The organism is Pseudaeromonas pectinilytica, from assembly GCF_054780855.1.
Genome location: NZ_BAAGVN010000013.1, coordinates 27,867 through 47,424 on the forward strand (window position 1 = coordinate 27,867; position 19,558 = coordinate 47,424).

Genomic DNA, 19,558 nt, shown 5'->3' on the forward strand with positions numbered 1-19,558 from the left:
CCAAATAAGCGGGCGTGGGACTTTTGCTATGTCAAAAAACGGTTAAGCAGACAGAATACCCAGAAAAAGCCCGCCAGGAACCGCGGGCTTTTTTATTATCCGGGAAACAGGGACGAGATGAAACAAAAACACAACAAACAGACCTGGCGATGGTGAGAGCAACACAAGCAAGCTGTTGTTTTCAATCACTTCATTAAAGGATATCGCCATGAAACTGTTCTGCACTGTCCACCTACAGGACACCCCGGAGGCTCCGCATCATGACTGAGCTGCATCCCAACCATCTGCACGCCTTGATGAGCGACGCCGCCTATGTCGCCGACCCCTTGGCCTTGTTCGCTCAACTCACTACGGCCAATGACAATAGTCTGCTGCTGGAATCCGCCGAAATCGACACCAAGGCGGGTACCCAGAGTCTGCTGCTGATCGACAGTTGCGTCCGTTTAACCTGCCGCGGCCTGAATGTCAGCGCCGAGGCCTTGAACCGCAACGGACTGGCGGTGCTGGATCGCCTGCAAAGCGGTCTGAGCCCAGCCGTCAGCCAGTCGCGTCAAGAGAGCATTCTGAGCCTGGACTTCCCGGCCATCGACACCGATCAGGATGAAGATAGCCGCCTCAAGGCGCTGTCGGTGCTGGATACCCTGCGCACCCTGCTGACCCAATTGCATTGCGAACAGGGCCAGGAAGCCATCTTCCTCGGCGGTATCTTCGCCTATGACCTGATTGCCAATTACGAAACCCTGCCCGCAGCAGCCGATGCCAGCAATGACTGTCCGGACTTCTGTTTCTATGTGGCCGAAACCCTGATCCACATCGACCATCGCCTCAAACGCAGTCAACTGCGCGCCGTGGCCTTTGGTGGCGAGGCGTTCGCGGATGAATTCCAGCGCCTGCAAGGCCGCCTCGAAGCCCTGAGTGCACGCTGCAACCATTTCGTCGCTCCCGAGTTACCCGCCGCCCTGCCGCTGGACGGTCTGGTCACCACCAACCGGGATGACAAGGCCTTCTGTGCCGATGTAGAGCGTCTGAAGGGGAATATCCGCAAGGGCGACATCTTCCAGGTCGTTCCCTCCCGCAGCTTCTCCCTACCCTGCCCGCAGCCGCTGCTAGCCTACCGTCAGCTGAAGAAGACCAACCCCAGCCCCTACATGTTCTACATGAATGATCGGGACTTCACCCTGTTCGGCGCCTCGCCGGAGAGTGCGGTGAAATTCGAGACCCATAACCGCCAGGTCGAGATGTACCCGATTGCCGGAACCCGCCGCCGTGGTTTCAATGCCGATGGCAGCATCAATCTGGATCTGGATGGTCGCATCGAGCTGGAGTTGCGTCAGGATGGCAAGGAGACCGCCGAGCACCTGATGCTGGTCGATCTGGCGCGCAATGATATAGCTCGCATCAGCGAACCCGGTACCCGCTATGTACGCGACTTGCTGAAAGTTGATCGCTACAGCCACGTCATGCACCTGGTCTCCAAGGTAGTCGGCACCCTGCGTCACGATCTGGATGCCCTGCACGCCTATCAGGCCTGCATGAACATGGGCACCCTGACGGGCGCGCCGAAGATCCGCGCCTCCGAACTCATTCGCGAGGTCGAAGGTCAGCGCCGTGGCAGTTACGGCGGTGCGGTCGGTTATCTCTCCGGCAACGGCGACATGGATACCTGCATCGTGATCCGTTCGGCCTTTGTCAAACACGGAGTCGCCCACGTCCAGGCCGGAGCCGGTGTGGTCTATGATTCCCGTCCTCAGGCGGAAGCCGATGAAACCCGCAGCAAGGCAGCCGCCGTGCTCAACGCCATTGCACTGGCCCACGGCAAGACTCTCGCGGAGGTGACCCATGGCTAAAACTATTTTCCTGCTCGATAACTTCGACTCCTTCACCTACAACCTGGTGGATCAGTTCCGCTCCCTGGGCTGTGATGTGCGCATCTACCGCAACAGCATGCCGGCCGCCCAGATCTACGCCCAGATCGCCGCCTGTGGCGAAGAAGTGGTACTGGTGCTTTCCCCCGGTCCCGGCGCTCCCCATGAGGCCGGTTGCATGATTGAACTGATCGGTCTGTGCCGTGGCAAGGTGCCGATCCTGGGGATCTGCCTGGGTCATCAAGCCATCTGCGAATACTATGGCGGCACCGTCGGCTCAGCGGGGGAGATCATCCATGGCAAGAGCTCGCTCATCGAGCACAGTGGCCAGGATATGTTCCAGGGCTTTGCCAATCCGTTGCCGGTAGCCCGTTACCACTCGCTGGTCGCTACTTATGTTCCGGCCGAGCTGGAAGTGGTCGCCCATTACCAGGAGATGCCGATGGCGGTGCTGCACCGCGCCGATCGGGTATTAGGCTTCCAGTTTCATCCAGAATCCATCATGACCACCGAAGGCGCGCGGCTGCTGACCCAGAGCCTGGCCTTCATCACAGCTCCGCAGGAGGCAGCCCATGCATGAGTCCCTGGAACAACTCTACCGCGGTGAGAGTCTCAGCCTTGAGGCCAGTCAGGCACTGTTCGAGGTGCTGTTGCGTGGCGAGATGGACCCTATAGTGCTCTCGTCCCTGCTGACTGCGCTGAAGATGAAGGGTGAAGCGCCGAGCGAAATCGCTGGAGCCGCTAGCGCCCTGATTGCTGCCGCCAAACCGTTCCCCCGGCCAGATTACGACTTCTGCGATATCGTCGGTACCGGTGGCGATGGCCTGCACACCATCAATGTCTCCACCCTGTCGGCGCTGGTGGGCGCCGAATGCGGCATCAAGGTGGCCAAACATGGCAACCGCAGCGTCTCCTCCAAGACCGGCTCTTCGGATCTGCTGGATAAATTAGGCGTCCGTCTGGATATGAGCCCGGCCATTGCCCGCCGCTGTCTGGATGAAGAGAATGTCTGCTTCCTGTTTGCGCCCCAGTACCACAGCGCCATGCGCCATGCCATGCCGGTGCGCAATGCCCTGAAAACCCGCACCATCTTCAACGTGCTCGGCCCGCTGATTAATCCGGCGCGGCCCAGCTACCAACTGATGGGGGTCTACAGCCCGTCCCTGGTGGCACCGATTGCCGAAACTCTGCAGCAGTTGGGACTGAGCCGCGGTATGGTGGTGCACGGCTCTGGACTGGACGAAATTGCCATTCATGGCAGCACCACTGTGGCTGAAATTATCGATGGCGAGATCCGCCAGTATCATCTAAGCCCCGCTGATTTTGGTTTGCAGGAGTTCCCGCTGGAAGCCATTCGCGGCGGTGAACCGGAGCAGAACCGCCAGATCAGCGAAATGATCCTCGCCGGTCGTGGTAGCGATGCCCAGAACAGTGCCATCGCCATCAATCTGGCCCCCCTGCTGGTCATGGGTGGCGTCAGTCCCGATTTCAAACAAGCCGCCGCGCTGGTTCTGGCGACGTTGCACAGTGGCAAAGCCCTGGACCGGGTGAGCCGCCTGGCCGTACTGAGTCATAGCGAGGAGTAAGGAAACCCATGCTGAATCTTGAATCCATCAACCAGACGGTGCTCGGCAAAATTGTCGCCGACAAGCAGTTGTGGGTTGAGGCCCGGAAGGCCAGCCAGCCACTGGCCGGTTTTATCGACCAACTGACGCCCAGCGATCGGGACTTCACCGCGGCGCTCTCTGGTGAGCGCACTGTGTTTATTCTCGAGTGCAAGAAGGCCTCTCCCTCCAAGGGACTGATCGGCAACGACTTCGATCCGGCAGCCATTGCCGCTGTGTATGGCCGTTATGCAGCCGCCATCTCGGTGCTGACTGATGAGAAGTATTTCCAGGGCAATTTTGATTTTCTGCCCCAGGTGCGCGCTCAGGTCTCGGTGCCGGTGCTGTGCAAGGATTTCGTCATCGACCCCTATCAGGTCTATCTGGCCCGTCACTATCAGGCCGATGCCGTGCTGTTGATGCTCTCGGTACTGACCGATCGGGCCTATAGCGAGCTCGCCGCCGTCGCCACCAGCCTGCAAATGGGGATCCTGACCGAAGTCAGCAACGAGGAGGAGCTGGAGCGGGCCATAGCACTGGGCGCCAAGGTGGTGGGCATCAACAACCGCAACCTGCGGGATCTCACCATCGACTTGAACCGCACCAAACAGTTGGCCCCGCGCCTACCCGGCGATCGCATCGTCATCTGCGAATCCGGCATTCATAGCCATGCCCAGGTCAAGGATCTCAGTACCTTCGCCAACGGCTTCCTGGTCGGCTCCTCACTGATGGGGCAAGCCGATGTGGACTTAGCCTGTCGCCAGTTGATCCTGGGACAGAACAAGGTGTGTGGCCTCACCACGCCAGAAGCGGCACAAGCCGCTTATCGAGTTGGCGCCGTCCATGGTGGGCTGATCTTCGTCAGCAAGAGCCCGCGTTGTGTCGATATTCCGCAGGCCAAGACGGTGATGACGGCCGCCCCGCTGCGTTATGTCGGCGTATTCCAGAACGCCGAGCTGGATACCGTGCTGCAGACCGTGCACCAGTTAGGCCTGGCGGCGGTGCAATTGCACGGTCAGGAGGACTCCGCCTATATCACCGCCCTGCGTTCGGCGCTGCCGGAAGGCTGCCAGATCTGGAAGGCCGTGGCCATCGGTGAGCAATTGCCGCGTCACGAACTCCACGAATTAGCCAGCCAGGTGGATCGTATCCTATTGGATACCCAGGTGGGCCAGCAGAGCGGCGGCACCGGCCAAGCCTTCGACTGGACCCTGCTGGATGAGCTGGATAAAACCCAGTTGATGCTGGCGGGTGGCATCAACCCGGACAATGCCCAACACGCGAGTCGAGTTGGCTGTCTCGGACTGGATCTGAATTCAGGAGTGGAGTCTGCTCCCGGCATCAAGGATGCCGACAAGCTCCAACGCGCCTTCACGGCGCTGCGCGCCTACTAAGCGACCATTCACGCCATGACTCATGGCGACGAACCAGCTGGTATGGCGGTAAGCAACTTACTTTAAGGACGATTGTGATGACTCTGCTCAACCCTTTTTTCGGTGAATTTGGCGGCATGTACGTGCCGCAAATCCTGGTTCCGGCCCTCTTGCAGCTGGAAAAAGCCTTTCTCGATGCCCAAGCCGATCCCGCTTTTCATGAAGAATTCCGCACCCTGCTGACCGAGTACGCCGGGCGCCCGACTCCGCTGACGCTGTGTCGCAACCTGACCAAGGGCACCAAGACCAAGCTCTACCTCAAGCGTGAAGACTTGCTGCACGGTGGTGCCCACAAGACCAACCAGGTGTTGGGTCAGGCCTTGCTGGCCAAACGCATGGGCAAGACCCGCATCATCGCCGAAACCGGCGCCGGTCAGCACGGCGTGGCCACTGCACTGGCCTGTGCCCTGCTCGATTTGCCGTGTCGGGTCTACATGGGCGCCGTGGATATGGAGCGCCAGAAGCCGAACGTCTTCCGCATGCGCCTGATGGGTGCCGAAGTGGTACCGGTCACCGCAGGCTCCTCCACCCTCAAGGATGCCTGTAACGAGGCGCTGCGTGACTGGACCGCCAACTACGAAGATACCCACTACATGCTGGGTACTGCCGCCGGTCCCCACCCCTTCCCGACCATAGTGCGCGAGTTCCAGCGCATGATCGGCGAAGAAGCCAAGGTACAGCTGCAACAGGCCGAACACCGCCTGCCCGATGCGGTCATCGCCTGCGTCGGTGGTGGTTCGAATGCCATCGGTATGTTTGCCGATTTTATCGATGACGCCGGAGTGCGCCTCATCGGTGTCGAGCCCGGTGGCCATGGCATCGAGAGTGGCGAGCATGGCGCACCGCTGGGCCATGGCACCAAGGGGGTATTTTTCGGCATGCACTCCTACCTGATGCAGGACAAACACGGCCAGATTGAGGAGTCCTACTCCATCTCTGCAGGGCTCGACTTCCCTTCCGTCGGCCCGCAACACGCTCATCTGGCCGCCACCGGGCGTGCCGAATATGTCTCCATCACCGATCAGGAAGCCCTGGATGCCTTCCAGGAGCTGGCGCGGCATGAAGGGATCATTCCGGCCCTGGAATCCTCCCATGCCCTGGCCCATGGCCTGAAAATGGCCCGTGAAAATCCGGAGCTGGAACAGGTGCTCATCGTCAACCTCTCCGGCCGTGGCGATAAGGACATCTTCACCGTCGCCGATATTCTGCAAAAGCAAGGAGCCCTGTAATGAGCCGTTACGCTGAACTGTTTGCCGATCTGGCCGCCAAAAATGAGGGCGCCTTTGTGCCGTTCGTGACGCTGGGCGACCCCACTCCCGAGCTGTCATTGCAGATCATCGATGCCCTGGTGGCCGGTGGTGCCGATGCCCTGGAATTGGGCATCCCCTTCTCCGATCCGGTGGCCGATGGCCCGACGATTCAGGATGCCACCACACGCGCCCTGAATGCTGGTACCACACCCGATACCTGCTTCGAGATCCTCGAACAGGTGCGTGCCAAGTACCCAAAGCTGCCGATTGGCCTGCTGCTGTATGCCAATCTGGTCTATGCCAAAGGCATCGATGGCTTCTATCAGCGCGCCGTCGCCGCCGGAGTCGATTCGGTGCTGGTCGCCGACGTCCCGGTTGAGATGTCCGCCCCCTATAAAGCAGCCGCCGATAAGGTCGGTATCGCCTCCATCTTTATCGCGCCACCCAATGGCGATGAGGCTACCCTGAAAAAAGTGGCGGAGCTGGGCTCGGGTTACACCTATCTGCTCAGTCGCGCCGGGGTAACCGGTACCGAAACCCGGGCGGGTAAGCCGATTGGTCACTTGATTGAAACCCTGAAGTCATTCCATGCCGCCCCCGCGCTGCTGGGTTTTGGCATCAGCGAGCCAGCTCAGGTCAAGGAGGCCATCGCCTCGGGTGCCGCAGGCGCCATCTCCGGCTCGGCGGTGGTTAAGATCATCGAGAAGAATCTGGCCGCCCCAGCCCAGATGCTGGCCGCGCTTGAGCAATTTGTGCGTGAGATGAAGGCCGCCACGGCCTACTAAGTAACACCCACGCATCATATTTCAGAGCCCGGGATCCTGTGGATCCCGGGCTTTTTACTTTGTTTCTCATCGATCAGTCGCTAGACTGGGGCCTCGTTGCTGATGAGGTACAGGCATGAAACAGTTTTTCGATTTGATCCCCCTGCTGGTGTTTTTCGCCGTCTACAAGTTCTATGACATCTATGCTGCGACCGGCGCCCTGATGGTGGTGACCGTACTGCAGATCGCCATCACCTGGTTCACCCTGCGCAAGCTGGAGAAGATGCATCTCATCACTCTGGGGATGGTGCTGGTGTTTGGTGGTTTCACCCTGTTCTTCCACGATGATGCTTTCATCAAATGGAAGGTCACCGTCATCAACCTGCTGTTCTCTGGTGCCCTGCTAGTCAGCCAACTGGTGTTCAAGAAGCCGCTGATCAAACGGATGCTGGGCAAGGAGATGCAACTGCCGGATGCGATCTGGAATCGCGTCAATCTGGCGTGGGCTGGCTTTTTCGCGCTTTGTGCCGCCGCCAATACCTATATCGCCTTCAACCTGCCCCAAGAGGTGTGGGTGAATTTCAAGGTCTTCGGCCTACTGGGGATGACCCTGCTGTTTACCCTGCTGACGGTGTTTTACCTCTACCGCCATCTACCGGCCGAACAAAAAGAGTGACCACCACAGGCGCCCCATGGCGCCTGTGTTTTTGATCCCATTGCCAAGGAGAGCCCACCATGTGGTATCTGATCTATTCCGAAGATGTGAGCAACAGCCTGCCGCTGCGCAAGGAAGCCCGTCCGGCCCATCTGGCCCGGTTGCAGGCGCTCAACGACGCCGGGCGTCTGCTGCTGGCAGGACCAAATCCCGCCATCGATGCCGAGGACCCGGCTGACGCAGGCTTTACCGGTAGTACCGTGATTGCCGAGTTTGCCAGCCTGAGCGAGGCGCAAGCTTGGGCCGATGCCGACCCTTATGTCGCCGCAGGGGTCTATGCCCAGGTCACCGTCAAGCCATTGAAGATCACCGTCAAACCGGAACAAGCCTTCTTCTAAGCCGCCTCGTCTTCCCGGATCTCCAGCAGGGCGGCAGCAAGCCGCCCTGTTTGTTTCCCGCATCTTGTCCTGTTCTATCTTGCCACACACTAGCGCTCAGGTTGTTCGCCACCTCTCCTGCACCAGCCTTAAGCGATTGCACCCGTAGAATTGTCTGAAGTTGTGGTTTTGCACTACTTAATCGCAATTCATGTAGATATATATATGGCAAAGGTTTTGCAATACAGTAGACATCGCATCCGGGTTCGGGATGCTCCGTCAGGAGAACAAGATGAAAGTTTCAGTCATAGGTGCAGGCGCAGTCGGCGTCTCTGTCTGTCAGTACCTGCTGCTCAATGGAGCCTGCGACAATCTGGTGTTGGTGGATCTGAATGACGAGAAGGCCAAGGGCGAGATCCTGGATTTCGGCCATACCACATCCCTCACCTTCAGCCGCAATGTCAAACTGACCCATGGCAGCTACAGCGATTGCGCGGGCAGTCGTCTGGTCATCATCACTGCCGGGGCGCAGATCAAGCAGGGGCAAAGTCGCGATGAGCTGGCGCTGATCAACGCCCGCATTACCGTCGAGATAGCCCGCGAGCTGGAGAAGGTGGCCCCTGAGGCCATCCTGCTATTTGCTACCAACCCGGTGGATCTGGTCACGCGTTTTGTCATCCGCAACACCAGTTATCCAGCCGAGCGGGTCATCAGTGCCGGTTGCGTGCTGGACTCGGCGCGCTTTATGAAAATTGTCGGCGACAAGGTGGGAGTGGATCCAAAGAACGTCATGGGCTATGTGCTGGGCGAACACGGCAAAACCAGCTTCATCCCCTGGAGTATCACCAATATTGGTGGCCTACCCATGGATGCCTGGTGCGACATGATTGGCCGCCCCCGCGTCGATCACAGCAAGTTGCTCGAAGAGGTCAAGCAGGCCGGTTTCGAGATCTTCCAGCGCAAGCAGAATACCAACCATGGCATAGCCGCCAGTCTCTACCGGATCGTGCAGGCGATCCTGTTCAATGAAGGGTCGATTCTACCCGTGGGTGTCTTGCTGGAGGGCCAATACGGGATCGAGGATTGCGTGCTGAGTGTGCCGACCCTGGTGGATAGTTGTGGCGTCGCCCGCATTCTGGAGTATCCGCTCACCGCCGGAGAGCTGGCGCAGTTGCGACTCTCGGCCGAATATCTGCAGACACTGGCGGCCCAGGTTATCGCCCAAAGCGATTTGCAGTAAACCAATCGTCAACCTGAGCTCACTGCATCACATGAAACGGGGGCCCACTTAGGCCCCCGTTTCATATCAGCGACTCACGCCGCCAGTTCCGCGCGAACCAGGATTCAGGTCCGGGCCACAAACCAGGGATTGAGAATATCTGGTTTACTGTAGTGCAGCGCCTCGCCTTCCAGGGTCTCGACATGGCCACCGGCGCCCTCAAGCACGGCTTGTGCCGCCGCCGTATCCCATTCACAGGTTGGTCCCAGTCGCGGATAAAGATGGGCTTTGCCCTCGGCGACCAGGCAGAACTTCAAGGAGCTGCCGACTGAAACCAGTTCATACTCTCCCAGCGCCGCCAGATAGGCCTCCGTTTCCGCCGTCAGATGCGAGCGACTGCCCACCACCTTGAGCGGAAACCCGGGTAGTGGCGGGCTGACCTTGATCGCCTGCTGTCCCTGATCGCTGCGCTTCCAGGAGCCCAGTCCCAATCCGCCCCAGTAACTCAATCGCGTCACCGGTACATGCACCACCCCAAACACCGGCTTGCCGTGCAGGATCAACGCAATATTCACCGTGAATTCGCCATTACGACGAATAAACTCTTTGGTGCCATCCAGCGGATCAATCAGCCAGTAACACTCGGCTTGTGTGCGGCGCTGTTTAGCCTTCTCATCCGATTCTTCCGACACTACAGGCCACTCCGGCGTCAGGTGCTCCAGCGCATACTCGATGACGTTGTGTGCCGCCTTGTCCGCCTGGGTCAGCGGACTCTCGTCCTCCTTGACTGTTACCTTTATCGGGCCGTCATAGACCCCCAGGATCGCCCGCCCCGCTTCCTCGGCCACCTTGATGACCGAATCAATCAATTTGTCTGTCAGTTGCATCATCGTATTCCCTCTTGATGATCGCATCTTACCCCAGAGATGATCGACGGCCTAATATCGAAAATCAATGAGTTATAGCCAAGTCGGGATACCTCGTCCTACCCATATCGGTAATACGCCCCATGCCAACCGGACGAACTGACAGTCCTCTTCCGCGCAAAACTTACCGATGCTGAACATGGCCTCAGGCCATTGATACCTAACTATTTTTCAGGAGATTTTGCATGACACTCAAAGCCACTCTCTTTGCCCTGTTACTGGCAACCCAACCCTTTATCGGCAATATGGCGTTCGCCGCCGATACCGCCACTACCGATGCGCAGGCGACAACCCAGCAGGTTGATAGCGCCAAGCTCCCTATCAACTCTGCCACCGCGGAACAATTTATGGCCCTCAAGGGGATCGGCAAGAAAAAGGCCGACGCCATCATTGCCTGGCGGACCGAACATGGCGGTTTCAAGAGCCTGGAAGAGCTGGCGGAAGTAAACGGTATCAGTGAGCGATTTGTCAGTGAGCATCAAGCCGAGCTAACCCTCGATTAATCCACCCTCCGGGGAATGGGCTGTCCGGCTTGAGGCGGCCCATTCGACACTGAACCTCAGCTGACCCGCAGCAAGTAATCCGATTGGAGCGGACGCCAAGCTCGGCTATCATGTGCTTAGCCACTCGTTGTTGAGCAAGGATGAAACATGAAAAAAGAGATCATTGTGCGCAAGGCCGTTATCCCGGTAGCCGGTCTTGGCACGCGTATGCTGCCTGCCACCAAAGCCATTCCCAAAGAGATGTTGCCGGTAGTCGACAGGCCCCTGATCCAGTATGTCGTTAAAGAAGCGATTGCTGCGGGCATCAAAGAGATCATTCTGGTTACCCACTCCAGTAAGAACTCCATCGAAAACCACTTTGACAAGAGCTTCGAGCTGGAAGCAACCCTGGAAAAGCGGGTCAAGCGTCAGCTGCTGGCCGAAGTGCAGAACATCTGCCCCAAAGATGTCACCATCATGCACATCCGCCAAGGCGAGGCCAAGGGCTTGGGTCACGCCATCCTCTGTGCTCATCCGCTGGTCGGTGACAGCCCGTTTGCCGTGTTGCTGCCGGATGTACTGATCGATGAAGTGGCGAGCGATCCGCTCAAGGACAATCTGGCCGAAATGGTCAAACGCTTCATCGAGACCTCGGTCAGCCAGATCATGGTCGAACCGGTGCCACAGGATAAAGTCAGTGACTACGGGATTGCCGATATCAATGGCGGCACCCTAGCCGCCGGTGAGTCCCTGCCGATGACCGCCATGGTCGAGAAGCCCTCCATTGAGGAGGCCCCCTCCAACCTGGCCGTGGTGGGTCGTTATGTGCTCTCCGCCAATGTCTGGCCGCTGCTGGAAAAAACCCCGCTCGGTGCGGGCGATGAAATCCAGCTCACCGATGCCATCGCCATGTTGATGGACAAGGAGCAGGTCGATGCCTACCGGATGAAGGGCATGAGCCACGATTGCGGCAGCAAGCTGGGCTATATGAAAGCCAACATCGTCTACGGCCTGCGCCACAAGAGCATTGGTGCCGACTTCAAAGCCTATCTCAAAGAGGTGGTTGCTCAGCTGGACTGATCAGCCCGGCTCAACTGCAGTTTTCAAGGGCGGTTTTACCGCCCTTTTTTGTGCCCGAGATCCGACCACAACTTTATGCTAACAATGAGCGAGTAAAACGTTTATATCGCCAACCAATCTCAAATGAACAACCCATAAATCGGAATAATCGTCACAATACGGATGAATTCACCACAAAATTGATCTGTTTTCTGGATTTTACGCTGTTGCTGTTTTATAACGTTTGCCTCTCGCTGAGCGGGAACACAATAACAACAGAATCAAGGTGAAGTTCATGTCCAGATCCATACCGTCACAACAAGGTACCCTGTGGGGACACCCCAAGGGACTCTTCCTGTTATTCAGCACCGAGCTGTGGGAGCGATTCTCCTACTACGGCATGCGCGCCCTGTTGGTGCTCTATCTGACTGCCCAAACTACTGCCGGTGGCCTGGGCTGGACGCAAGCCGATGCCCTCAAGCTGTATGGCATCTACACAGGTCTGGTCTACATCACACCGCTCATCGGTGGCTGGTTGGCCGATACCTTCCTCGGTCAGCGTCGCGCCATCGTTTTCGGCGCCATCATGATGGCTGCAGGCCAATTCACTCTGGCTCTGCCCCATGCCATGTTCCCGGGTCTTGTCGACCAGGTGTTCTATGTCGGTCTGGCGCTACTGATCGCCGGTAACGGTATGTTCAAGCCCAACATCTCCACCATGGTGGGTGACTTGTACGAGCAAGGTGATCACCGCCGTGATGGTGCCTTCACCATTTTCTACATGGGCATCAACCTGGGTGCGCTGCTGGCGGGCTTTGTGGCGGGTGCCGTTGCCGCCGAGTGGGGCTGGCAAGCCGGCTTCGTCGCTGCCGGTATCGGTATGCTCATCTCCTTGCTGATCCAGGCGCTGTTGTCCCAACGCTATCTGGGCGATATCGGTCGTGTGCCAGCGGCACAACGGGCCGCAGCACAACGCAGTGCAGCGCAAAAAGCACCGCTGACCAAGCAGGAAGTGGATCGCATCAAAGTCATCCTGGTGATGGGTCTGTTTACCATCATTTTCTGGGCTGGTTTCGAACAGGCCGGTGGTCTGATGAACCTGTATACCCAGAACTACACCGATCGGATGCTGGGCGGCTTTGAAGTACCGACCGCCTGGTTCCAGTCCCTGAACCCCTTCTTCATCATCACACTAGCGCCGCTCGTTGCCGCCATCTGGGTCAAGTTGGGGAAACGTGAACCCAGCTCACCGGTGAAGTTTGCCATGGGCCTGCTGTTCCTAGCTGTTGGCTTCCTGTTCATGATCGGGGCCGTACTGCAGCAAGGTGGCGATGAAACCGTCAAGACCTCCATGTTCTGGCTGGTCGGCGCCTTCCTGTTCCACACCCTGGGCGAGCTGTGCCTGTCGCCTATCGGTCTGTCCATGGTCACCAAGCTGGCTCCGCTGCGTCTGGCCTCCTTGATGATGGGTGCCTGGTTCGGCTTTGTCGCCCTGGCCAACTATGCCGCCGGCATGATCGGCTCCTATGTCGGTGAATCCGGTGCCATGTCCATCTTCGGTGGCATCGCCATCACCGCCGTGGCCAGTGCCGCCATCCTGCTGGTGTTTGCCAACAAGCTGATCTACTGGATGCACGGTGCCGAAGGGCATGCCGAAGAGCCGACTCACACCGCCGATGATGTGGTTGTTACCAGCCACTAAGCGCTGTTGCAGAAAAAATCCGTAAAAAAGCCCCCGATTTCGGGGGCTTTGTCGTTTCAGATAGCGTCTATCTCAGGTCTCATCATCCAAGACAAAACTCGCTTTACTAACGCCACAATCCGGGCAGAGCCAATCCTCGGGAACCAGCGACCAGGGAGTCCCCGGCGCTATCCCCTCTTCGGGAAGCCCTTCGGCCTCGTCATACACATAATCACACACTTCACAGCGCCATCTTGCCATCGCGAACCTCCTGCTCTCTTCTCCCAACCCTAGCGGAATCAAGCGAGAAAGACTCAGAGCGAGGCCTCAAGAATGCGACGACTTGCGTCCAGGGTCACATCCTGACGCTCGCCGAGAGGGAAACGGCCGTGCTGCTCCAGTTTGGCCAGCACAGGCGCAATGGCTTCGGCGGTGACGCCATACGCGGCCAATCGGGTGGCGACACCCAGCGATTCGAAAAACTCGCGGGTCTTGGCAATGGCCGCCGTGATCCGGCTCGCCTCGTCGCCGCTGTGCAGATCCCAGATCCGCGCGGCGTATTGCAGCAACTTTTCCCGCTTGCTGTCGCGCTGTTGTTCCAGCACCGCAGGCAGGATCACCGCCAGCGTTCGGGCGTGATCCAATCCCTGCAGCGCCGTGAGCTCGTGACCCATCATATGGGTCGCCCAATCGTGGGGCACACCAGTACCAATCAAACCGTTCAGCGCCATGGTCGCCGTCCACATGATATTGGCGCGGGCCGCATAGTTTTCCGGCTCGGCCAACACCTTGGGGCCGTCTTCGATCAGGGTCAGCAATAGCCCCTCGGCGAAACGGTCCTGCACCTTGGCATCCACCGGGTAGGTCAGATACTGCTCCATGACATGGACAAAAGCATCGACGATGCCGTTGGCCGTCTGCTGGGGCGGCAGCGTGTAGCTCTTGGTCGGATCCAGCACCGAAAAGCGCGGATAGACCGCCGGGTGCATGAAGTAGAGTTTGTCCTGCTGACTCTTGGTAATCATCGAGACTCCGGCATTGGCGCCGTTGGCCGCCGGGAGCGTGATCCGGGTCTCCTTGCGACTGATCACAGCCCCGCAATTCATCTCCGAGCCCGTTGCCGGCAGGGTCAACACGGCACCCATCGGCAATGCGGTTTTAACCGTGGCACCGCCATCCAGCAGTATGTCCCAAGGATCAGAGCCACCCCAGCAGGCCGCGGCGGCAATAAATTTGGTGCCATCGATCACGGAGCCGCCACCGACGGCCAGCAAAAAATCAATGCTCTCCCGCTTCACCAGCTCAACCGCCTGCATCAAGGTTTCATAGGTCGGATTGGGCTCGATGCCGGAAAATTCAAACAGTGGACGTCCGGCCAGAGCGGCCTTGACCTCGTCCAATACGCCGAACTTGACCACACTACCACCGCCATAGGTGATGAGAATGCGTGACTCTTGCGGGATTTCCTGACCGACCGCCGCGATTTGACCTGTACCAAACAGGATCTTGGTGGGGTTGTGAAATGCGAAATTGTCCATGCGTCTCTCCTAGGCTGTTGTTGAATTTATGCAATTTTATCGCATAACCAACAATAGTGAATGAACGTTAAAAAATAACAAACACTAGCTGCTACGTCATTAATAAATCGGCAAATTTCACAGAAATTAGTCATTTTCATCATGTTTCGTCCATAAAACTGTCACAACCAGCTCCTAGTATCGAGCCACTTTCAGTCCAGGAGTTTCACTACCATGCACAAGTTGGCACCTCTTGCCCTACTCTTCTCCGCCGGTCTACTCGTCGCCGGTTGTAACAGCGACTCGACCGAAACGACCGTCGAGCCGACGCCGAAAAACGTGCTGTTTTTCCTCGGTGACGGCATGGGCATCACCACCCTGACCGCATCACGGATCTACGCCTACGGCGAGGATGGCAACCTGACCATCGATACCCTGCCGGAAACCGCGTTCCTCAAGACCTATTCCAACGATTCCCAGGTCACCGACTCCGCGCCTTCCATGGCGGCCTATATGACCGGCGTGAAGAGCAATAACGGCGTCATCTCCATGGATAGCGCTGCCACCCAGCAAGCGGACTGTTCCACCAGCGCAGGCAAGGCCCTGACTACCCTGCTGGAGCTGGCCAAGGCTTCCGGCATGGGCACCGGGGTTGTGACCACCACCCGAGTCACCCATGCCACCCCGGCGGCGACTTATGCTCACATCTGTAATCGGGATCTGGAAAACGACATCGCGGCACAATTAGTGCCGAATGGTACGGGCTTTAACAGCGCCCTGGGCTCGGGTCTGGATGTCATCCTCGGCGGTGGCCGCAAGCAATTTCTGCCCAGCGATGCCTCCGGCTCCCGGACCGACAGCCGCAACCTGATCAGCGAGCTGCAGGCGCTGGGTTATAACTACGCCAGCACCCTGAGCGAGATGAACGCCGCAGGCACCGACAAGCCCCTGCTCGGTCTGTTCAACGGCAGCCACCTCTCTTATGAGCTGGATCGCGTCAAAACTGCAGGCAGCACAGAGCCATCGCTCAGTGACATGACCACCAAAGCCATCGATGTGTTGAGCCAGAAAGAGAAAGGCTTCTTCCTGATGGTCGAAGGCGGCCGCATCGACCACGCCCTGCATGACACCAATGCCAAGCGGGCGCTGCAAGATACCATTGCCTTCGATACCGCCATCAAGACCGCCATCGACAAGATGAAGGTGCTGGATCCGGAACTGAAAAACACCCTGATCGTGGTCACCGCCGACCATGACCACACGCTGGTGCTGAACGGTTATGCCAAACGCACCGGTAAGACCACCGACAGCGAAGCCGGTGTTCTGGGGGTGGTGAAAAACTACGCCGGTAGCAGTGTCGGCCAACCAGCAACCGATGCCAACGGCATGCCCTACTCCATCATCGGCTTCGGTAACGGCTCCAACCGAGTAGAGGGTGCGCGCACGGCCATCGACGATGCCACCACCAGCGCCGATGACTATCGCCAGGAAGTGGTCTTCGAAGTCGGAACCCCAGGCAGTGAAACCCACGGTGGCACCCATGTCTTCCTCGGGGCAACCGGTATGGGAGCCGACAGCTTCCACGGTGTCATGGAAAACACCGCCGTATTCAACAAGCTCAAGACGGCCGCCGGTCTGTAATCACCCGAATTCAAGGAACTCTCATCATGTTAAAACCGATCCTGTTCAGTGCCACCATCGCCACGGCTCTTGCTTCATCTGCCGCTCTGGCGGCTCCGGTCAAGAATGTTATCTTCTTCCTCGGGGATGGCATGGGCCCGACCACGGTCACCGCCGCCCAGATCTACAGCGTCGGCGAAGAAGGCTTGCTGACCATGGAAACCCTGGACTACGCAGCACGCATCAAGACCTTCTCCCACGATGCCCAGACCACCGACTCGGCCCCCTCCATGGCGGCCTACATGACTGGCGTGAAGATGAACAACGAAGTCATCTCCATGAGCTCGGATACTGTGGCTGAAGCAGTGCTCAAGGACGCCAACGGCAACAAGGGTCTTAGTGGTTGCGCCAGCACCAATGGCCAAGCCGTGCCGACCCTGCTGGAGCTGGCCAAGGCCAAGGGCAAAGCGGTGGGCTCCATCACCACCACCGAGCTGACCCATGCTACCCCGGCTGCGACCTATGCCCACATCTGCCATCGTGATGCCGCCTATGACATAGCCGCGCAAGCCATCCCGGGTGGTGCCGGTTTCAATACCGCACTGGGCGATGGCGTGGACGTACTGATGGGCGGCGGCGCCAACTACTGGACCCCCTACAACGCGACCAGCAACAAGCGTGGCCGCGCCGATGGCCGGGATCTGCCTGCCGAGCTCCAGGCGCAAGGCTATGCCAGCGTGACCACCAAAGCCGGCTTGGCCGATGTAGATCCAGCTGCCACCAGCCGTCTGATTGGCCTGTTCACCACCGACTACCATCTGGATTACGATTTGGATCGGCAAAAGAATGCCGCCAGTACCCAGCCCTCCCTGGCCGATATGACCAGCAAGGCCATCGACATCCTGAAGAACAATTCTGATGGTTACTTCCTGATGGTCGAAGGGGGTCGTATCGACCATGCCCTGCACGGCACCAATGCCAAGCGGGCGCTGCAAGATGCCGTCGCCTTCGATGACGCCATCAAGGCAGCACTGGCCAAGGTAGACCTGAAGGATACCCTGATCGTAGTCACCGCCGACCATGACCACACCATGACCTTCAATGGCTATTCGGCCAAGGGCAACAACATTCTGGATCTGGTCAAGGAAGGCAGCGACAAGACCATCAAGCGGGATGTGAATGGCAATGCCATCACCACCCTGGCGTTCGGCAACGGCCCGAATCGTAAGGACACCCGCACCGATCTGACCAGCGACGAGGTTATGGCCGATGACTATCTGCAAGAAAGTGGCGTGAAACTCGGCTCCGAGACCCATGGCGGTGGCGATGTCATGCTGTTTGCGAGTGGTACCAATGCCAATACCTTCAAGGGCACCCTGGATAACACCAAGGTGTTCGAGCTGGTGAAGACGGCGCTGGATCTCTAATCCACCGCTCCGCTCAGGCAGGCCCGACAGGGCCTGCTTTTTCGTATGTAAAAAAAGGATGTTCTCTCTATGCCGGGTTTTTGTGCCGTGTCTGTCTGTTTCACTCTGTTCTGGCGTTCTGCTTCCGGGCTACTGTGTCGGGCTCTGCTGCCGGCTTTGCTGCTGTGTGCTACGGCTTCTGCAGCCACCACCCCACCCGATATCAATGCCCTGATCAGCTACCACACCCTAGAGGTGAGCCCGGATGGCATCACCCAGCAGCACAGTTACAAGGAGCGCTGGATCCGCACCGCCGACACCCTCTGGAGTGAACGGCTGATCCCGTTGCCGGTCGCCCGCGCCTTCCACCAGATCCACGACAACTCCAAGACTCCACACAAACACTTTATGTACCAGATGGCGGCGCGTTGGGTGACTCAGCAACCCGATCAGAGTCTGAGTCTGGTCTATGTCGACCACTACCATAAAAATCAGGTCTACTATCCACCGATGGAGTATGGCCAGGCGGGATTTAACCCGGACTGGACCAGCCTGAGCCAGTTGTTCAATCCGGCCTTGCTGGCGGACTTCACCGCCACCGATGAAGAGGCCCCCGCGGGCGCCCGTTGGTATCAGCGCGAACAGGGCAATACCATCATGCGCGTGCTGTGGTCCGAATCATTGCAACTGGCGCTGGCCCTCGACCGCCATACCCGCGATGGCTACAAGCAGTACCGCATGGAGGTCAAACTCAAAACCCCGCTCGCCGCCGACCGCCTGCCCTGGCTAAAGCTGGAAGAGTATGACCGCAAAGAGATCAGCGACTTCTTTGACTAGCGGCAGACAAGCGTCATGCTCGTGCTGATGCAAGCCTGTTCAAAAAGACGGCAAACGCACCACCAGGGGAGCATTTCGTGAACCAAAGCGCCTCGAAGGGATTGATCTGACAGATAAAATGCGGAGAATATCCCCCCAGGCCGGTATAGCTCAGTTGGTAGAGCAGCGCATTCGTAATGCGAAGGTCGTAGGTTCGACTCCTATTACCGGCACCATATAAAACAAAGGGTTAGCTTCTTGATGAGGCTGACCCTTTGTGTTTTTTGTGAAATTCGTACTTACTCGCGTACTTATTGATACAAGTCTAGGGACTTCCCGTTATCGTAGAGCTGCCCCTCCTAGAACGGTTACAGCCTGTCAGTGGTCATCAAGAATTTCTCGTTCCTAGGCAGGTTATTACAAGCAACGAGATCCGAAGACACACACTAACGAACAAAACCGCCAATGCGGCTATGAAACGGATGGGGTATGAAGGAACGCTTGTCGCACACGGTCTGCGAACGTTGGGCAGAATGAGAAAGGCTTTGATCCTGACGTTATCGGAGCTGCACTAGCACACTCGGATAAAGATGAAGTCCGTAGCGCTTACAACCGCACAGATTATCTGGAGCGACGCCGAGAAATGATGGCCTGGTGGTCTGAACATATTGAACAAGCAGCTAGCGTAGGCTCAGCATTGACGTGGAAGCCAAGCCTTACGCTAGTTAATAGACATGATTGAATTTAATAATACATGGGCAGAGTCGTAGCAGTGCATGTATTCGTATCTATCGTCCTTTATGTTCAAGAACGAATTGCAAAAATATAATGAATTATTAAGCGGGGATACCTGACGCCCCCGCTAAACACCCCCTGCATTAATT

At 57.9% G+C, this 19,558-nt stretch carries 18 protein-coding genes and 1 tRNA gene; 16 read left to right on the forward strand and 3 right to left on the reverse strand.

Annotation, left to right across the window (positions count from 1 at the left end; translation table 11 throughout):
* The first annotated feature begins 260 nt into the window (after nt 1-260).
* The 9 genes from ACYVG7_RS01150 (at nt 261) to ACYVG7_RS01190 (ending at nt 9,188) form a co-directional block, all read left to right on the forward strand.
* Nucleotides 261-1,847: an anthranilate synthase component 1 gene (locus tag ACYVG7_RS01150; protein ID WP_460881418.1), complete on the forward strand. Its 1,587-nt coding sequence runs from the start codon at nt 261-263 to the stop codon at nt 1,845-1,847.
* Complete coding sequence (locus ACYVG7_RS01155; RefSeq protein WP_460881419.1) at nt 1,840-2,445, forward strand: aminodeoxychorismate/anthranilate synthase component II; 606 nt, start codon at nt 1,840-1,842, stop codon at nt 2,443-2,445. Before ACYVG7_RS01150 ends, ACYVG7_RS01155 begins: the two co-directional genes overlap by 8 nt.
* Complete coding sequence (gene trpD, locus ACYVG7_RS01160; protein ID WP_460881420.1) at nt 2,438-3,451, forward strand: anthranilate phosphoribosyltransferase; 1,014 nt, start codon at nt 2,438-2,440, stop codon at nt 3,449-3,451. Before ACYVG7_RS01155 ends, trpD begins: the two co-directional genes overlap by 8 nt.
* A gap of 8 nt (nt 3,452-3,459) precedes the next feature.
* Nucleotides 3,460-4,863 carry a bifunctional indole-3-glycerol-phosphate synthase TrpC/phosphoribosylanthranilate isomerase TrpF gene (trpCF, locus tag ACYVG7_RS01165; protein ID WP_460881421.1) on the forward strand — a complete coding sequence of 468 codons (1,404 nt, stop codon included), beginning with the start codon at nt 3,460-3,462 and terminating at the stop codon, nt 4,861-4,863.
* Between the two features lie 77 nt (nt 4,864-4,940).
* Nucleotides 4,941-6,131, forward strand: coding sequence for a tryptophan synthase subunit beta (gene trpB, locus ACYVG7_RS01170; RefSeq protein ID WP_460881422.1), 1,191 nt, complete (start codon nt 4,941-4,943; stop codon nt 6,129-6,131).
* Nucleotides 6,131-6,937, forward strand: coding sequence for a tryptophan synthase subunit alpha (gene trpA / locus ACYVG7_RS01175; RefSeq protein ID WP_460881423.1), 807 nt, complete (start codon nt 6,131-6,133; stop codon nt 6,935-6,937). The genes trpB and trpA overlap by 1 nt, the downstream gene beginning before the upstream one ends.
* A gap of 115 nt (nt 6,938-7,052) precedes the next feature.
* Nucleotides 7,053-7,592: a septation protein A gene (locus ACYVG7_RS01180; protein WP_460881424.1), complete on the forward strand. Its 540-nt coding sequence runs from the start codon at nt 7,053-7,055 to the stop codon at nt 7,590-7,592.
* Between the two features lie 59 nt (nt 7,593-7,651).
* Nucleotides 7,652-7,969, forward strand: coding sequence for a YciI family protein (locus tag ACYVG7_RS01185; protein WP_460881425.1), 318 nt, complete (start codon nt 7,652-7,654; stop codon nt 7,967-7,969).
* Between the two features lie 271 nt (nt 7,970-8,240).
* A complete protein-coding gene (locus tag ACYVG7_RS01190; RefSeq protein WP_460881426.1) occupies nt 8,241-9,188 on the forward strand; it encodes an L-lactate dehydrogenase in 948 nt (315 codons plus the stop codon).
* 104 nt (nt 9,189-9,292) lie between these two features.
* On the opposite strand, the gene cysQ is transcribed toward ACYVG7_RS01190, so the two are convergent.
* A complete protein-coding gene (gene cysQ, locus ACYVG7_RS01195; protein WP_460881475.1) occupies nt 9,293-10,054 on the reverse strand; it encodes a 3'(2'),5'-bisphosphate nucleotidase CysQ in 762 nt (253 codons plus the stop codon).
* Between the two features lie 224 nt (nt 10,055-10,278).
* Between cysQ and ACYVG7_RS01200 the strand changes: the two genes are divergently transcribed.
* The 3 genes from ACYVG7_RS01200 (at nt 10,279) to ACYVG7_RS01210 (ending at nt 13,336) form a co-directional block, all read left to right on the forward strand.
* Nucleotides 10,279-10,596, forward strand: coding sequence for a ComEA family DNA-binding protein (locus tag ACYVG7_RS01200; RefSeq protein WP_460881427.1), 318 nt, complete (start codon nt 10,279-10,281; stop codon nt 10,594-10,596).
* Between the two features lie 147 nt (nt 10,597-10,743).
* A complete protein-coding gene (gene galU / locus ACYVG7_RS01205) occupies nt 10,744-11,655 on the forward strand; it encodes a UTP--glucose-1-phosphate uridylyltransferase GalU (protein WP_460881428.1) in 912 nt (303 codons plus the stop codon).
* A gap of 274 nt (nt 11,656-11,929) precedes the next feature.
* Nucleotides 11,930-13,336, forward strand: a complete 1,407-nt coding sequence (locus tag ACYVG7_RS01210; protein WP_460881429.1) for a peptide MFS transporter — start codon at nt 11,930-11,932, stop codon at nt 13,334-13,336.
* Between the two features lie 72 nt (nt 13,337-13,408).
* Here the strand turns inward: ACYVG7_RS01210 and ACYVG7_RS01215 are convergent, their stop codons facing one another.
* Both ACYVG7_RS01215 and ACYVG7_RS01220 read right to left on the reverse strand, forming a co-directional pair.
* Entirely contained in the window at nt 13,409-13,576 is a 168-nt protein-coding gene (locus ACYVG7_RS01215) for a rubredoxin (protein ID WP_460881430.1), read from the reverse strand.
* A gap of 53 nt (nt 13,577-13,629) precedes the next feature.
* Entirely contained in the window at nt 13,630-14,853 is a 1,224-nt protein-coding gene (locus ACYVG7_RS01220) for an iron-containing alcohol dehydrogenase (RefSeq protein WP_460881431.1), read from the reverse strand.
* Between the two features lie 213 nt (nt 14,854-15,066).
* Between ACYVG7_RS01220 and ACYVG7_RS01225 the strand changes: the two genes are divergently transcribed.
* The 4 genes from ACYVG7_RS01225 (at nt 15,067) to ACYVG7_RS01240 (ending at nt 18,910) form a co-directional block, all read left to right on the forward strand.
* Nucleotides 15,067-16,473 (forward strand): alkaline phosphatase, encoded by a 1,407-nt coding sequence (locus tag ACYVG7_RS01225; protein WP_460881432.1) that lies wholly within the window; start codon nt 15,067-15,069, stop codon nt 16,471-16,473.
* A 26-nt stretch (nt 16,474-16,499) separates the two neighbouring features.
* Nucleotides 16,500-17,879 (forward strand): alkaline phosphatase, encoded by a 1,380-nt coding sequence (locus ACYVG7_RS01230; protein ID WP_460881433.1) that lies wholly within the window; start codon nt 16,500-16,502, stop codon nt 17,877-17,879.
* A gap of 69 nt (nt 17,880-17,948) precedes the next feature.
* Nucleotides 17,949-18,695, forward strand: coding sequence for a hypothetical protein (locus ACYVG7_RS01235; protein ID WP_460881434.1), 747 nt, complete (start codon nt 17,949-17,951; stop codon nt 18,693-18,695).
* Nucleotides 18,696-18,834: 139 nt separating this feature from the next.
* Nucleotides 18,835-18,910: transfer RNA gene (locus ACYVG7_RS01240), tRNA-Thr, on the forward strand.
* Nucleotides 18,911-19,558: the final 648 nt, after the last annotated feature.

Excerpts from the sequence above, each read along its gene's own strand:
- ACYVG7_RS01215 (WP_460881430.1), bottom strand. The coding sequence starts at position 13,576 with ATGGCAAGATGGCGCTGTGAAGTGTGTGATTATGTGTATGACGAGGCC.
- ACYVG7_RS01235 (WP_460881434.1), top strand. The coding sequence starts at position 17,949 with ATGCCGGGTTTTTGTGCCGTGTCTGTCTGTTTCACTCTGTTCTGGCGT.
- ACYVG7_RS01150 (WP_460881418.1), top strand. The coding sequence starts at position 261 with ATGACTGAGCTGCATCCCAACCATCTGCACGCCTTGATGAGCGACGCC.
- ACYVG7_RS01180 (WP_460881424.1), top strand. The coding sequence starts at position 7,053 with ATGAAACAGTTTTTCGATTTGATCCCCCTGCTGGTGTTTTTCGCCGTC.
- ACYVG7_RS01220 (WP_460881431.1), bottom strand. The coding sequence starts at position 14,853 with ATGGACAATTTCGCATTTCACAACCCCACCAAGATCCTGTTTGGTACA.
- trpD (WP_460881420.1), top strand. The coding sequence starts at position 2,438 with ATGCATGAGTCCCTGGAACAACTCTACCGCGGTGAGAGTCTCAGCCTT.
- ACYVG7_RS01200 (WP_460881427.1), top strand. The coding sequence starts at position 10,279 with ATGACACTCAAAGCCACTCTCTTTGCCCTGTTACTGGCAACCCAACCC.
- trpA (WP_460881423.1), top strand. The coding sequence starts at position 6,131 with ATGAGCCGTTACGCTGAACTGTTTGCCGATCTGGCCGCCAAAAATGAG.
- galU (WP_460881428.1), top strand. The coding sequence starts at position 10,744 with ATGAAAAAAGAGATCATTGTGCGCAAGGCCGTTATCCCGGTAGCCGGT.
- ACYVG7_RS01230 (WP_460881433.1), top strand. The coding sequence starts at position 16,500 with ATGTTAAAACCGATCCTGTTCAGTGCCACCATCGCCACGGCTCTTGCT.
- ACYVG7_RS01225 (WP_460881432.1), top strand. The coding sequence starts at position 15,067 with ATGCACAAGTTGGCACCTCTTGCCCTACTCTTCTCCGCCGGTCTACTC.
- trpB (WP_460881422.1), top strand. The coding sequence starts at position 4,941 with ATGACTCTGCTCAACCCTTTTTTCGGTGAATTTGGCGGCATGTACGTG.
- ACYVG7_RS01155 (WP_460881419.1), top strand. The coding sequence starts at position 1,840 with ATGGCTAAAACTATTTTCCTGCTCGATAACTTCGACTCCTTCACCTAC.
- ACYVG7_RS01190 (WP_460881426.1), top strand. The coding sequence starts at position 8,241 with ATGAAAGTTTCAGTCATAGGTGCAGGCGCAGTCGGCGTCTCTGTCTGT.
- ACYVG7_RS01210 (WP_460881429.1), top strand. The coding sequence starts at position 11,930 with ATGTCCAGATCCATACCGTCACAACAAGGTACCCTGTGGGGACACCCC.
- cysQ (WP_460881475.1), bottom strand. The coding sequence starts at position 10,054 with ATGCAACTGACAGACAAATTGATTGATTCGGTCATCAAGGTGGCCGAG.
- ACYVG7_RS01185 (WP_460881425.1), top strand. The coding sequence starts at position 7,652 with ATGTGGTATCTGATCTATTCCGAAGATGTGAGCAACAGCCTGCCGCTG.
- trpCF (WP_460881421.1), top strand. The coding sequence starts at position 3,460 with ATGCTGAATCTTGAATCCATCAACCAGACGGTGCTCGGCAAAATTGTC.